Source organism: Alkalispirochaeta alkalica DSM 8900, from assembly GCF_000373545.1.
GTDB lineage: Bacteria > Spirochaetota > Spirochaetia > DSM-27196 > Alkalispirochaetaceae > Alkalispirochaeta > Alkalispirochaeta alkalica.
Genome location: NZ_KB891717.1, coordinates 1 through 15,046, shown reverse-complemented (window position 1 = coordinate 15,046; position 15,046 = coordinate 1). Strand labels below are relative to the sequence as shown.

The window sequence follows — 15,046 nt, the reverse complement described above, 5'->3', positions numbered from 1 at the left end:
AGCCGACCAGTACTAATTTCTCGTGAGGCTTGACCATATGGGTCATCTCAGGACGCTCGAGATATCACTCGCTGCAACGCATCGGATGCGCCCCTGGCATCCCGAGTCGCTCAGGCTCCCGCCTGATGCACTCCTTCATTCCCGTTCCGGTAACAGATAATTGTTACGTCTGGTGATCATAGCAGAGGGGTTCCACCCGTTCCCATTCCGAACACGGAAGTTAAGCCCTCTCGCGCCGATGGTACTGCCGCATGGTGGGAGAGTAGGTCGTCGCCAGACGTTTTTTATTGCCCACATGGAAATGGGGCAATAAAAAACGTCTGGGTACCCCGGTGCGTACCGCAGGGGCGGAGCCCCGAGGAACGCACCGAGCCGGAGCCGCGGGCAGCGGCGGAGGAGACGTTTTTTTTGCATCCCCAGGACCCGCAAGGGGCCTGGGGATACAAAAAGAATTCTTTGGAAGGCGACGACCGTGCCAGGCAGAGTATCCCGGTTTGTAAAAATCAATAACATTTATTGTGTCAATTTTTGTCTCCTTCATCCTCGCCCTGTTCCGTGTTATCCTTGAGCACGTTATGAACCAAACCATCTTTGTATCCAACAGACTCACCGTGAGTGTGCAGAAAGAGGAGGGCGAGCTGCGCCTTGTCCCCAGCGTAGGGGGGCTTGCAACCGGGCTCAGTTCGGTCTCTACAGGAGGCAGACCTCCTCTCTGGGTCGGCTGGAGTGGCATTGCCCGGGATGATCTCCCGCAGAAAGAGTACCGCCGCATTCAGGAGCAGTTGCGGCAGGACCACAACGCTATTGAAGTCCCGCTCTCGCAGGAAGATCTGGACCTCTTTTACAGCGGCTTTTGCAATGATACGATCTGGCCTCTTTTTCACTACTTTCCTACCTACACTGAATATGTCTCCAAAACCTGGAAGGCCTATCAGGATATAAATCAAAGATTTTTCGATGTCCTCGCCCAGGTCATGGAGGAAGACGCAACGGTTTGGGTGCACGATTACCAGCTCATGCTGCTGCCCGGGCTCATCAAGAAGGAGTTCCCCCATGCCCAGGTAGGGTTCTTCCTGCATATTCCTTTCCCCTCCTTCGAGATGTTCCGCCTCCTTCCTTCCCGGGAGGCGATCCTGGAAGGCCTTCTCGGAGCGGATCTGATCGGATTTCATACTTACGACTATGCCCGCCATTTTCTCTCCAGTGTCCGGCGACTGTTGGGCTTCGACCATTCCATGGGTATCATCAGAACAAGGAATCGCGCAGTAAAGGTCGATGTTTTTCCCATGGGGATCGACTGGGAGCGATTTCTGAGCGCTGGCGAACTGCCTGCCGTCAAGGATGTTCGTGGAATGATCGACCCCCGCTACGCCGGTCAAAAGTTGATCCTCTCTGTGGACCGTCTTGATTACAGCAAAGGCATCCCCACCCGCATTCGGGCCTTTCGGCGCCTTCTGGAAGAGTATCCTCAGTATATCGGTGTTGTGACGTTGCTCATCATCGTGTCGCCTTCGCGCGAATCCGTTCCCCGCTACATGGAGCTGAAGCGGGAGGTCGACGAGCTTGTGAGTGATATCAATGGCCGCATGAGTACTCTCAACTGGGTGCCGATCCACTATCAGTATCAGACGGCATCCTTCGAAGAGTTGAGCGCTCTCTACCGACGGGCCGATGTTCTTCTGGTGACACCCCTTCGCGATGGGATGAACCTGATCGCCAAGGAGTACCTCGCCGCCAGAACCGACGAGCAGGGTGTGCTGGTCCTGAGCGAAACCGCCGGTGTTGCCCGAGAGTTGAGCGAAGCAATCCTTGTAAACCCCAGTGATCTTGATGGAATCGCCAGTGCGATCAAAACGGCGCTGGAGCAACCCCGGGAAGAGCAGAATCAGAATATGAGGGCCATGCGGAACCGGCTGCAGCGACTCACCGTGCAATACTGGGCCCAGGAATTTCTCGATAAACTTGCTGAAATGCAGCAACTCCAGGCAGAGCACAGAGCGACCCCCATGGACGACGCTGCGCTTGAGCAGTTGTGCAAGCGCTGGAAACAATCCGGAACGGCCCTGCTTCTTCTGGATTACGACGGGACGCTCATGCGCTTCCGCTCCAAGCCCCACCAGGCCAAGCCCGACGAGGATTTGCTCCGGCTCATTGCTGATGTAAACCGGTTGCCCGGGGTTCAGGTGGTAATTTCCAGCGGGCGTGACAGAGCAAACCTTCAGGCCTGGTTCCCCGATGACTCCCTGGCTCTGGGGGCCGGTCACGGTGCGTGGATACGCGATCCCGGCAAAGAGTGGCAAGCTGCGATGGTTCAGGTTCCCGAGTGGAAAGTCATGATCACCCCCATCATGCAACGCATGGTTGATCGCACACCGGGCTCATTTCTGGAGGAGAAAGATTTTTCTCTTGCCTGGCACTACCGGAACAGCGAACCGGAGCTGGCCAATGTGAGGCTCGCTGAACTGAGGGAAACCCTGATTTCCCTCACCAATAATCTGGAGCTCTCTGTTCTTGATGGCAATCGGGTTCTGGAGGTGAAACCCGCAAACGTTCACAAGGGACGGGTTGTGCATCACTTTGCAGAACAGGGGCCCTGGGACCTGATCATTGCCGTCGGCGATGATGCAACCGACGAGCACATGTTCACGGCTCTGCCTGAGGGGGCGGTCTCGATAAAAGTTGGAGTGGGGGCGACCGATGCGCTCTACTCGATCGACGGTGTAGAAGAGGTTCACCGATTGTTGCGGCGACTCCTTGCCACCACGGTCTGATCACCCCGGGTTCGATTAATCACCCTGGTCCCAAGGGCCGTCGGCAGGGCCCCGGAGGGGTATCCCCGATAGATTGATCCAGTTTCGGGTGCAACGGGCCGGTCCCAGGGAACGGGACCCGGCTCGTTGGCCCGGTGCGTTGGATTGCCTCAGTCCAGTGGTATGGGATGAACCCAGGAGCTGTAGCGCGGTTCCCGATTTTCGGTTATGGCGGTGATGGCATCCTTCAGCGCGTTTGTAACGGGGCGTTCCTTCGGGAGCGGATAATTCTCGATCTGCTTTACGGGCGTTACCTTTGCCGCGGTTCCGCTCAGAAAAACCTCATCGGCAATGAGAAGCTCAGACTTGTCGACGGGCCGTTCGATTACCTGGTAGCCCATATCGCGAGCCACGGTGATAACCGAGTCCCGAGTGATCCCCTCGAGGATATCCTGATCCACGCCGGGTGTCACGATTACCCCGTCCCGGACAACAAAGATATTCATGCCTGAGGCCTCGCAGACCTTTCCCTGGGAGTTCATCATGATCGCTTCGTCAAATCCGCTCTCGACAGCTTCGGTCTTTGCCATGGAAGAGGTGATATAGCCGCCGCTGATCTTTCCCCGCAGGGGAAAACTGCGGTCCTCCTGACGATACCAGGAACTGATTCGGCAGGAAACACCTTCGGGAGAAAGATAGTCCCCCAACTCGATCCCGTAGATAAGAAGGTCTTTCTCCACATTGTGGAGGCGTGGTGATATTCCCAAGTCCGAGGTATACACCAGTGGACGGAGATAAAAGGGGGTGGCAGGAGCATTTTTCCGTACAAAGGCTTCAAGGTTTTTCAGGATCTCTCCGGCCTCAAGATCGTATTTCAGAAACCGGGCGCTCCTGCTTAGTCGCTGTGCGTGCCGGTCTGCCCGAAAGAGGAGAATCTGGCGAGGATTGTGGGGATCGGGAATTCCCCGCATGCCTCCGAACGCTGCGGTGCCGTAGTGAAGAGCGTGGGTCGCCACCGAGAGAGTTGCTTTCTCGAACTCGACAAAAGCACCCTTCAGAAAAGCGTAGGGTAAAAAAGTATGCATGGCGTCCTCCCTGGGCGGAAATTTCCGTCTGAGTATAGGGTCCAGATCCGTCTCTGTCAAACTTCCCTGGTCAATCTTCTTTCCCTCCCGATCCTCTGCCTCCGACGCCCTGTCCGTGGTAGTGTGCCGTGGTGGGAGAGTTTCCCGTGCCGGAGATACCTTGTACGGAGGGCGGGGCTGCACGGAGAATGCCCTGAAAAGACTGAAGTCAGGGGGGCGAAATTCTTCTTTGCGCCCAGTCCCTCTTCTGCTACTATACAAGACATCATGAAGAAAAAACTCAATCAGCCGGGGCAAAAGCGGGTTGTGATCGACCGGGTCGAGCCGTCTCTCGACGGAGGAGCCTTTCCAATAAAGCGTGTTCTGGGGGAGTCTGTACAGGTCGAAGCCGACATTCTGGCTGATGGTCACGATCTCCTGCGGGCATCCCTTCTGGTCCGGCCCAAGGGGGCCAGAACCTGGCGGGAAACTCCGCTAAAACCGGCGGGCAACGACCTGTGGCGCGGGTGCTTCTCCGTGGATTCCCTCGGGTACTGGGAGTACACCCTGCGCGCCTGGATTGATCACAGCCAGACCTGGCGTGAGGGGCTTCGCAAGAAACACGATGCCGATGTCGCCGATGATACCGACCTTGAGATCGGCGCGGCTCTGGTCCGCGCTGCGGCAGGTCGGGCCCGGGGGAAGGATGCCCGACGTCTGGAAGATCTGGCCGCAACACTGGCTGATCGATCAAAATCCCTGGATCGGCGTGTTGAGGCGGCCCTGGAAAAGACCGCCGAAGAGCTGGTTGACCGGTATCCCGATCTGTCGCACAAGACAGAACTGCCCCAGCCTCTGCGGGTATGGGTGGATCGCGAGCGGGCCGGCTTTAGTGCCTGGTACGAACTCTTTCCCCGTTCTGCCGGCATCGCCGCCGCCCCAGCGGTGGGCGGGCCTGCCGGTGAGAGTCCAGCCCTCCCTCACGGAACCTTTCGGGATGTGATTGCCCTGCTGCCGGAAATAGCCCGGATGGGATTCGATATACTCTATCTGCCTCCCATTCACCCGATTGGAGAAACAAAGCGGAAGGGTCGCAACAACACTACCCAGGCGGCTGCGGGGGACCCGGGATCTCCCTGGGCGATCGGCTCCGCCGAAGGCGGTCACAAGGCGATACACCCTCGTCTGGGGAGCAGGGAAGACTTTCTTGATCTCGTGGAGAAAGCAAGGACCTATCAGATGGAGATCGCTCTGGACATCGCCTTTCAGTGCTCTCCCGACCACCCCTGGGTGGAAGAACACCCCCAATGGTTTGTCCACCGCCCCGACGGTTCGATCCAGTACGCCGAGAACCCCCCGAAGAAATACGAAGATATTTATCCCCTCGATTTTGAGACCGACGATTGGGAAGCGCTCTGGAACGAACTCCTCCAGGTCTTCCTCTACTGGATCGATTGTGGTGTGCAGGTCTTTCGGGTTGATAACCCGCACACAAAATCATTCCCCTTCTGGGAGTGGCTCATCGAAGAGGTTCACCAGCGCTGGCCCGAGGTAATTTTTCTGGCCGAAGCGTTCACCAGGCCCAAGCGGATGTACCGCCTGGCCAAGGGTGGTTTTACCCAGTCCTATACCTACTTCACCTGGCGGAACAGTCCCGAAGAGCTGCGGCAGTATCTCACGGAACTGACTCGCGAGAAACCCAGGGAGTTCTTCCGGCCGAACTTCTGGCCCAACACCCCCGATATTCTCCACGAGGACCTCCAGTCGGGAAATCCAGCGGCCTTTGCAGCCCGTCTGGTCCTGGCCGCAACCCTGAGCTCCAACTATGGAATCTATGGCCCCGCCTACGAGCTCCTCGAACACAAGCCGGTCCGTCCCGGCAGTGAAGAGTACCTGAACTCGGAAAAATACGAGATTCGTACCTGGAATCGCCACGATCCCCGCTCCATCGCCCCTCTGATTACCCGGGTGAACGAGATCCGGCGGAAAAACCGGGCGCTGCAAAGCAACCGGAACCTGAGGTTCCACGCGGTCACGAACCCCCATCTGCTCTGTTACAGCAAAACCGACGACGACGGGGACAATATCGTCCTGGTCTGTGTTAACATGGATTATTCCGGAGTCCAATCGGGAAAGGTGGAGTTCTCCCTCCCCGCCGTGGGGCCCTATCCGCACCATCCCTTTGTTGTGCGGGATCTCCTGAGCGGTCATTCCTGGACGTGGCACGATTACTGGAACTATCTCGAGCTGGATCCCGCCATTTCACCGGTTCATCTCTTTGTTATTGACCGGTGATCACGGCAGTTCTCGCGCCTCCGCCCGGGCGGAGGGGGCGAGTCTGGAACCCCTTCCCCGGGAGCCCGCATCTGAATGAGGCCAGACCTGATGGAGCAGAAAGCACTTGTCGTTTCCCTGAACCAGTGGGCCACCTTTGACGATGCGCTGAAAAGGCCCCTGGAAGAGGTTTTTCTCCTGCCGTACCTTCGCCGGAGCCGATGGTTTCGCGATAAATCGCGCTGTATTCGCGAACTGGTCGTAATCGACCGGATTCCCTGCAGGGCCTCTTCGGGGGAAGGAAGGGATTCGGCCTGGCTTCTGGTGGTCAGGGTCATCTGTACTGATGGTCACGAGCCGGTCTATTTTTTGCCCCTGGGACTCGCCCTGGGGGAAGAAGCAGCGAGGATCAAAAAAGACTATCCTCCAGGGGTGGTCGCTTCCGTGGAGTGTGAAGGTGAGCAGGGAATATGCTTTGAAGGCCTCTGCTCCCGGGGAGTTCAGCATCTCCTGTTACAGACACTCCTCTCCGGCACCGTGGTCCGGGGGGCTGCAGGGGCGATCGAAGGCTTGCCCGCAGGGATGGCCCGGAGGGAGATCGCCGGGTTGTCCCGGGGAACGGCACAACTCCTGCGGGGTGAGCAGTCAAACTCGGCCCTCCTGTATCAGGATCGGACCTTCCTGAAGGTCTACCGGGCTCTGGAAAGCGGGGAGAACCCCGAGGTCGAAATTCTTCGCTGTCTGGCCACAGCAGACGAATCGTGCCCCGTTCCCCGCTATCTGGGGAGTCTCGGCTACCGTTTCCCCGGGGGGGAGAAAGCTGCACTGGCTCTCCTGATGGCGCATGTTCCCAACAAGGGTGATGGATGGGAGTACGTAACAGAGGAAAGTCGCCATTTCTTCAATCATCTCCTTCAGCGTATCTCCCCGGAAGCTCCTGGTGTCGATGACCCTGTGAGGGCGCGCGCCGGGAACTATGTTGCCACCCCCGGAACCAGGGGGCGGGATTTTCTGGAGAAGGTCTCCCTTCTGGCGCACCGTACGGCATCGCTACACCGAGCCCTGTTGCGGGGATCAGAGGGCTCTTCCGTCGACTCCTTCAGACCGGAGCCGTTCACATCGGATGATCACCAGTGGCTTGTCTCCTCCCTGCACGTACTGATCCGGCACGTCGCTTCGGGGGTCCGGCAAAGACTGGCCGATTTCCCCGAGGCCGCAATGCCCCTGGCAGAAGATTTTATCGCTCGGGAAGAATACATCCACTGTCTTCTTGCCGACGCTATAGTTCCTGGTGCAGAGATCCGGAAGATACGCCTTCACGGTGATTACCACCTGGGGCAGGTCCTCTTCACGGGCGATGATTTCATCCTCACCGATTTCGAGGGAGAACCGGCCCGGCCCCTCGGGGAAAGGCGGAAAAAAGGACCGGCCCTGCGCGATGTAGCAGGGATGCTCCGATCCTTTCATTACGCGGTGTCCGTGACCTGTCACGAGATTTCTTCGACCGCTCCCGGCGGGAGAGCTCTTCCACCGTCTCTGCGGGAATGGTGGTACCGACAAACCCGGGAGGTTTTTCTGAAGACCTATCAGGAAGATATCCGGGGCCTCTGGCTCGTGCCCGGAGAGCGTGCGGACTTTCAGGCACTGCTACGGCTGTGCCTGCTTGAGAAGGTGGTCTACGAAATAGGGTACGAACTCGACAACCGGCCGGAGTGGATATGGATTCCCCTGGAAGGTATCCGGTTTCTGCTGGATCAGCAGGACGAACTGCCATGAAGAAAAAATGGAAATAATTTTCCAAAAAATCAATAAAACAGACATTGTCGGTCATCGACTGATCTAATCTATAAGGAAATACCCGAAAAATCGGCCCTTCTTGGTTGCGACTGTATCCATTTTTCTCTATAAATATTGATTACCAATTTTGAAAAGGAGTGAATTGATGGGTAAAATGCATATTTTCCGCATGGCCTTGGCGTGCCTGGCGCTATCGCTGGTGGTGTCGTGCGGCGGCCGGGCCGATGTAGCCGATGAGGACATGGGAGCACCGGTTCCGAACCTGGTGATTCTCAGCTCGCTCCCCGAGGCAAACCGGGTCAATTACGAGATGGCCCAGGAACTCGCCGAAGAGCTCGCAAAGATCGGGGTAACGCTGGAGGCTCGCCCGACAGATTTTTCTGTTCTCCTTGATGTTCTGTACGGAGAGGATATGGATTACGATGCCTACACCATCGGCTGGTCCGGTCGGGTGGAGCGGCTCGATCCCGATATGTTCATTCACTCTATCAACCATTCCGATAACGCCGTTGCCGGAGCAAACAACACCTCCCGCTTCTCCAACGCCGAGTTCGATATTCTGGCCGATGCCCAGCGTCAGGAGATGGATGTCGAGGCCCGGCGCGAGATCGTCTGGCGGGCGCAGCGTATACTGGCCGAAGAAGTACCGCGGATAACGCTTTACTCGCGGGCAAACGTCCAGACCTACGACAAAACCCGTTTTACCAACATGGTAAATATGTCCGGTGAGGGCCTCTTTAACGAGTGGAGCCCCCTGGTGATGGAGCCTCTCTCGCAGGATCACACCGTTCCCGTTGTAGCCAGCAATATCAATATCACCAATCTGAACCCCTTCGCTGCCCGCAGCGTCTACGACTGGCGAAATCTCCGGCTCATCTACGACAAGCTGGTTCGACTGAGCCCCCAGGTCGAACCCGAGCCCTGGGCAGCCACGGGGTGGGAGATCGTGGAAGATACCGTTGTGGATGTCACGATTCGGGAGGGAATGACCTTTCATGACGGGAAACCCGTAACTGTGGACGACGTGGTCTGGAGTTACCAGACCTGGATGGATCTCCCCGACAGCTACTTTGCATCCTTCACCAACCCGATCGAGTCCGTTGAGGCCAGGGACGGGCAGACCGTGCGGTTTGTCCTGGAGGCTCCCTACGCACCGTTCATCACGACCACGCTTACTCAAATCCCGATTGTTCCCAGGCATATCTGGGAGAACGTGGGCGATGTGACACAGTACGAGAACGCCCGACCCGTTGGCAGCGGGCCCTTCAAGTTCGTCCGCTTCCGCCCCGGCGAAGAGCTGGTGACCGAGCGCTTTGACGATTACTTCTTTCCCGTGAATATTGAGGGGTACATCTTCAAGATCTACGCATCCCCCGAGGGTGTTCTCTCCGATCTGGAACTGAAGAACGTCGATGTAATCTCCTATGATCTGATCCCTGCCCATATCAATCAGATCAAGAACAATGAGGGCGGGCGATTCAGTCACCTTGAGCTGACCGAGGCACCCGACATCGGATTCTTCTACATCGGGCTGAACAATAACCGGCCTCCCTTTAACAATGCTGACTTTCGTCGGGCTCTGACCTATCTGGTAGACTACGACTACGCGCTGGACGTACTGCTCGAAGGGTACGGAAGTCGGGGCGGTGGTGGTCTCGTTATCAATGCGGCCAACGAGTTCTGGCATAATCCCGAGGTGCCGATCTACGACACCTACGATCCCGAAAAGGCGCGGGAGCTTCTTGCCGAGGCAGGATTTACCTGGGATAGCAACGGCCGTCTCCGGATGCCCCGATAATCGGATATCTCGGAACGATGACGGATCGGGGTCGGTATATGCCGGCCCCGGTCCGTTCATAAAGGAGACGAAACTCTGTGCTGTTCTATATAGCAAAACGATTGATGGTCATGGTAATCATGCTCTTTCTCATCGCAACCATGATCTTTCTTATGTTCCGGACAATGCCCGGTGATCCCACAGCATCCATGGTGGACCCCTCCATACCGCGCGAGGCGAGACAGGCTCTTCTCGAGCGGTATGGATTGCATGAAAGTCTGTGGACCCAGTACCAGATTTTTGTACAGGATCTGGTGCGTCTCGATTTTGGGAATTCCTTCTTTTATAACCGGCCGGTCCTTCGTGTGATTGGAGATCGTCTGCCGGCGACGCTGATTCTGATGCTCAGCGCCATGCTGGTGGCCTATCTGGCCGGCGTGCTGGGAGGGGCTTGGATGGCCTGGCACAGGGGGTCCCCTCTTGAGTCTGTGGGGGTCACCTTTAGTCTGATCTTTCGTTCAGCCCCTACCTTTTGGGTAGGACTCATGGCGATAATGGTCTTTTCGGTTGCCTTGGGCTGGTTCCCTGCTCAAGGGATGCGGTCCACGGGATATACGGGGGACACGTTTTTTGAAATCTTTGTGAACCGGGATTTTCTGCGTCACCTGATTTTGCCCTCCATCGTGGCCGGGTTTTACTTTCTCGCCACGCCTCTTTTGATCATGCGCAACAGTATGCTGGAAGTCATGTCCGAAGACTATATTGAGATGGCTCGTGCCAAGGGCCTGACCGAACGGAGAGTTCTCTATCATCATGCGGCCCGGAATGCACTTCTTCCTGTGGTCACAGCAGGCGCTCTCTTTATCGGGGCAGCTATAGGTGGCCAGGTTCTGATCGAAGTTGTCTTCAGCTGGCCTGGTTTGGGGCGGGAGATCGTTCAGGCCGTAACGCGATCGGACTATCCCCTGGCACAGGGTGTGTTTATCATCATTTCGGCGATTATGATGTTCATGAACCTTGTGGCGGATGTGGTCTACGCCTTCCTGGATCCCCGGATTACCTACCGATGAAAAGGATGTGGAGGCAATGAAAATAGTAACACGGCATGTAAACAGGCAGAGTTCGTTCCAGGTCTTTCTGGCGAACCTGAAGCAGGATCGACTGGCGCTATTTGGAGTCGCTCTCCTGGTGGCTTTTGTCTTCGTCGGGGTTTTTTCGGAGCAGCTGGCTCCTCATGGGCCCCGCGACCGTCATTCCCATCCCGAGGGTGGTATCCGCCGTCTTGAGAGTCCTTCCTGGGAACATCCTTTCGGAACCACCGACGTGGGAAGGGATATCTTCAGTCAGGTAATTCTTGGTACCAGGACCGCCCTGATGGTGGGCTTTCTGGCGGCTCTGCTGGTAACGATCGTTGGCTCGGTGATAGGAATCATCGCGGGCTATTTCGGCGGGTGGGTAGACTCGATGCTCATGAGGATCGTCGATTTTTTCTACGCGATTCCCTTTATTCCTTTTGTAATCGTTCTCGCGGCGGTTTTGCAGCCCAGCATATGGAATATCATCCTGGCTGTCTCNCTTCTGTCGTGGAGGACGGTGGCGCGGATCGTTCGTTCCCAGGTCCTCTCCATCTCCCAGCGGCCCTATATCAAGGCAGCCCGGGTTGCGGGGGCAGGGCACCTGCGAATCATGGTTCGCTATATTCTTCCCAATGTGATCCCCCTGGTTCTTTTGGAAATGGCCTTCATGGTGAACTGGGCGATCATGGCGGAAGCCAGTGTTTCCTTCCTCGGCTTCGGGGATCCCCGGGTAACGAGTTGGGGACAGATTCTGCATATTAATTTTATCTCGGGGTATTCGCGCCAGGCCTGGTGGTGGACGATTCCCCCCGGGATGGCAATAGTGCTCCTCCTGCTCTCGATCTTCTTTGTTGCGCGGTCCCTGGAGGCCGTGGTAGATCCTCGATTAAGGAAACGATGACAATGTTGGATGTTCAGAATCTTAGTGTCGAATACAAGATTCAGGGAGGGGTGCTCCGGGCTGTCGATGGTGTTTCCTTTACCCTGAAGCGGGCAGAAAGTCTTGGAATTGTGGGTGAGTCGGGGTGCGGAAAAAGCACCATTGCGAAGGCGCTTCTGCAGCTCCTGCCCAAGAACGGAAAAATTTCCGGGGGCCATGTTTTCTTTGACGGCGATGATCTGGTCGGGAAGAGCGCCGAAGAAATTCGGAAGATGCGCCAGAAGCGTATCGCCCTGGTTTCACAAAGCGCCATGAACTCCCTGAACCCTGTTCATACCGTGGGGAAGCAGATTATTGAAGCTATCAGGTGCCATTCCCGGATGAGCGTGAAAGAAGCCTATGCCCGGGCCGTTGAGGTGTTTTCCATGGTGGGTCTGGAGGAGAAACGGCTCAGAAGTTTTCCGCATCAGCTTTCGGGAGGAATGAAACAGCGGGCGATTATCGCTATGGCTCTTTCCCTCGAACCGGACATCATTATTGCCGACGAGCCAACCACCGCTCTCGATGTGGTGGTCCAGGGGAGGATCCTCCAGCGCATCCAGAAGATTCATAAGGAAATCTCCAGTTCAATGATCTTTATCACCCACGATATCTCCGTGGTGAGCGAAGTCTGCGAGACGATCATGGTGATGTACGGGGGGCGGGTTATGGAAATCGCCGATACGGACAGTTTTTTCCGTGCCCCCTATCATCCCTATTCGCTGGGGTTGCAGAATGCCTTCCCCAGTATAACCGAGATTGGCCGGGAAGAGCTGGTCTCTATTCCGGGGTCCCCACCCAACCTCTCGGAGCCCCAGGAGGGGTGTCGATTTCACGTGCGCTGTCCCTTCGCAACCGAGACGTGTCGGATCCAGGAACCGCCTCTGGAGAAGGTCAGGGATGATCATTATTCGGCGTGCTGGTACAACGACAAGGTTGAGTCCTTCCGCCGGGAGGCAGGCAAGCGCGACACCTGGGAATCCGTGCGAAAAAGAATCGAGGAACAAATTCTCCGGGAAGATGCTCATGAAGAGATAGAACATGAAGAGATAAAAGGGGCCGGACGATGAGCGAGACGCCGATGATTTCCATTGCAAACTTGAACAAGCATTATCCGGTCCGGAGGGGAGCCAGGGATTTGTTCCGGCAGGATCGCCAGGTGGTGCGGGCTGTGGATGGCATTTCTCTGGATATAGCCTCCGGTGAGATTCTCGGTCTGGCGGGCGAGAGTGGTTCGGGCAAGACCACCACGGGCGAGATTATCGTGAGGCTCCAGGAGGCAACAGCGGGAGAGATCACCGTCGATGGGCATCCTCTGGAGGCATCGTCCCGGAAGGACAGAAAACGGTTTCGTCGGGAAGTGCAGATGATCTTCCAGGACCCCTACGAAACACTGAACCCGCGTTTCACCGTCTTCGAGACCATAGCAGAACCTCTGCGAATTCACGGCCTCAAGGATAAGGGAGAGATCGCCCGTCGTGTGACCGAATGTCTTACCATAGCCGGCCTCAAGCCCGCAGAGCACTATCTCGATCGTTTTCCCCATGAGATGTCGGGTGGCCAGCGTCAGCGGGTAGCGATCGCCCGTGGTATCGTTCTTCGTCCCAAGGTGCTGATCGCCGATGAACCGGTCTCGATGCTGGATGTCTCAATTCGTGCAGATATTCTCAATCTTTTGAAGCGTCTGCGGGATGAGATGGGGCTGACCATGATTTATGTCTCCCATGATCTGGCAACGATCAAGTATCTCTGCGACAGAATCGCCGTGATGTATCTGGGAAAGATTGTGGAGATCGGGGACGCCGAGGATGTTATTGCTCATCCGCAACACCCCTATACACAGGTTCTTGTCTCGTCTGTTCCCGTGGCAGATCCCGACTACCAGCGCCAGGAAGTAACCGTCGATGATGCCGTGCCAGATCAGATTAATCTTCCCGAGGGGTGTCGGTTTACTCCGCGTTGCCCCTACGCCCAGCCCGCCTGTCTTTCCTGTGACCACGAGCTGGTTGAGCGCAGGAAGGGGCAGCAGAGCGCCTGTATCTTCTCTCCCGAAGAACTCAGGCCTCGAAGTATCTCCTAGTGGAGTGTGGCAAGAGGCTGCGTGAAAAAGGTCTGCAGGGGGTAGAGAAAATTTATTCTTTTTTCCTTGTCGGACCGGTCCCGGTGGACTACCATTAGAGGGTGGACAGATCAATGATAGGTGTGCGGTTGGCCGACCGGAGCTTCTATCCCGTTTTCGACGGGCTCGAGCCATCGCGGAAGAAGCTCGTTCTCACGACGGTGCGGGATGATCAGGATCGCGCTGAGATTTCTCTGTATCATGTTTATGGTGATCGCGGGCATGAATCGCGTGGCCAGGGAGCGCAGGATGATCCCTTCGAGAGCAATGAGGATGTCGGGAGCGAGGAGCTCCTGGGTACGGTTATCCTGACCGATTTGTCTCCCCGGAAGCAGGGTGAGCCCGATCTCGACCTCGCTCTTACGCTTGATGAGGACGGGCAGCTGCACGTGGTAGCCACGGACCGGCAGGGTGGCAACATGCAGAGTCTCGTCATTCCCCTGGAGGGGCATTATCGATCCAGCCCCTACCAGCGGATTTCCGAAGGGGATCGGGACTTTCCTGATGATCCAGGAATGTCCTCCGGTTTTGATGATGAGCCTCTCCCGTGGGAGGCGCCTCGGGACCATCGGTCCGGGCGTCTCGTGCTGGTATTGCTCTTTTCGCTTCTCCTGGTCCTTCTCTTTGCCGCTGCAACGCTCCTCTTTCGATCTCTCGTAACAGAAGGTGAAGCAGAATCGATTCCGCCAGAGACCACTCTCGAGACGATAGAGCCACCTGCCGAGGCCTTGGAGCTACCGGATGTTCCTCCGGAACCCCTTGCGGGGAACGGTTCTGCTCCTCCCGAAGAAGTTCTTCAGCCGCAGAATGGGGGTGTGGCTACACCTGTGGGCGAAGAAGCCCCGGATGAGACAAAAGCGGTCTCATCCGCTTTTCCTGGAGAGCAGGCTCCCGAAGACGATATCCTCTATCAGATTTCCTGGGGTGATACACTCTGGGATCTCTCCCTGCGTTTTTATGGCACTCCCTGGCGTTTTCTGGATATAGCCGATCGAAACCGGATCAGAAATCCCGATCTGATCTTCGCTAATCAGGATCTGCTCATTCCCGGGAGATAGCACTTCTGGTCTGTTCAGTCCGTTATCGGGGAGCTGAGCCCCGCCGGAGGTTCTCGCCGAAGTGGTCCGATGCGAATCGTATCGGGAGGTGTCTCGGGAAGACCAAAAGGTGAGAAATTTTCACAAAGAGTGTGAAAAGGAGTTGACGCGGAGTGATGAGAGCTGATAGATTCACGCTCGCACGGCAGTGATGCGGTGCACTGACTGAGAGC

10 protein-coding genes and 1 rRNA gene are annotated in these 15,046 nt (G+C 56.6%); 10 read left to right on the top strand and 1 reads right to left on the bottom strand.

Annotation, left to right across the window (positions count from 1 at the left end; translation table 11 throughout):
- The first annotated feature begins 168 nt into the window (after positions 1-168).
- Positions 169-279: ribosomal RNA gene (rrf, locus tag B071_RS0109815) — 5S ribosomal RNA — on the top strand.
- Between the two features lie 296 nt (positions 280-575).
- Positions 576-2,771, top strand: coding sequence for a bifunctional alpha,alpha-trehalose-phosphate synthase (UDP-forming)/trehalose-phosphatase (locus B071_RS0109810; protein ID WP_026245139.1), 2,196 nt, complete (start codon positions 576-578; stop codon positions 2,769-2,771).
- Between the two features lie 149 nt (positions 2,772-2,920).
- Here the strand turns inward: B071_RS0109810 and B071_RS0109805 are convergent, their stop codons facing one another.
- Entirely contained in the window at positions 2,921-3,835 is a 915-nt protein-coding gene (locus tag B071_RS0109805; RefSeq protein WP_018526924.1) for a branched-chain amino acid transaminase, read from the bottom strand.
- 267 nt (positions 3,836-4,102) lie between these two features.
- Here B071_RS0109805 and B071_RS0109800 point away from each other — a divergent pair, with 267 nt between their 5' ends.
- The 8 genes from B071_RS0109800 to B071_RS0109760 all read left to right on the top strand — a co-directional run bounded on the left by B071_RS0109800 (position 4,103) and on the right by B071_RS0109760 (position 14,834).
- Positions 4,103-6,109: an alpha-1,4-glucan--maltose-1-phosphate maltosyltransferase gene (locus tag B071_RS0109800; protein ID WP_018526923.1), complete on the top strand. Its 2,007-nt coding sequence runs from the start codon at positions 4,103-4,105 to the stop codon at positions 6,107-6,109.
- Between the two features lie 90 nt (positions 6,110-6,199).
- Positions 6,200-7,864, top strand: coding sequence for a hypothetical protein (locus tag B071_RS0109795; RefSeq protein WP_018526922.1), 1,665 nt, complete (start codon positions 6,200-6,202; stop codon positions 7,862-7,864).
- Between the two features lie 166 nt (positions 7,865-8,030).
- Entirely contained in the window at positions 8,031-9,683 is a 1,653-nt protein-coding gene (locus tag B071_RS0109790; protein ID WP_157703126.1) for an ABC transporter substrate-binding protein, read from the top strand.
- 77 nt (positions 9,684-9,760) lie between these two features.
- Positions 9,761-10,732: an ABC transporter permease gene (locus B071_RS0109785; RefSeq protein ID WP_018526920.1), complete on the top strand. Its 972-nt coding sequence runs from the start codon at positions 9,761-9,763 to the stop codon at positions 10,730-10,732.
- On the top strand, positions 10,689-11,639 hold the full coding sequence (locus tag B071_RS0109780; RefSeq protein WP_438829683.1) for an ABC transporter permease: 951 nt from the start codon (positions 10,689-10,691) through the stop codon (positions 11,637-11,639). Before B071_RS0109785 ends, B071_RS0109780 begins: the two co-directional genes overlap by 44 nt.
- On the top strand, positions 11,636-12,727 hold the full coding sequence (locus B071_RS0109775; protein ID WP_051075292.1) for an ABC transporter ATP-binding protein: 1,092 nt from the start codon (positions 11,636-11,638) through the stop codon (positions 12,725-12,727). Before B071_RS0109780 ends, B071_RS0109775 begins: the two co-directional genes overlap by 4 nt.
- On the top strand, positions 12,724-13,737 hold the full coding sequence (locus B071_RS0109770; RefSeq protein WP_018526917.1) for an ABC transporter ATP-binding protein: 1,014 nt from the start codon (positions 12,724-12,726) through the stop codon (positions 13,735-13,737). The genes B071_RS0109775 and B071_RS0109770 overlap by 4 nt, the downstream gene beginning before the upstream one ends.
- A gap of 113 nt (positions 13,738-13,850) precedes the next feature.
- Positions 13,851-14,834: an Hsp70 family protein gene (locus tag B071_RS0109760; protein WP_018526915.1), complete on the top strand. Its 984-nt coding sequence runs from the start codon at positions 13,851-13,853 to the stop codon at positions 14,832-14,834.
- The last annotated feature ends 212 nt before the right edge of the window (positions 14,835-15,046 follow it).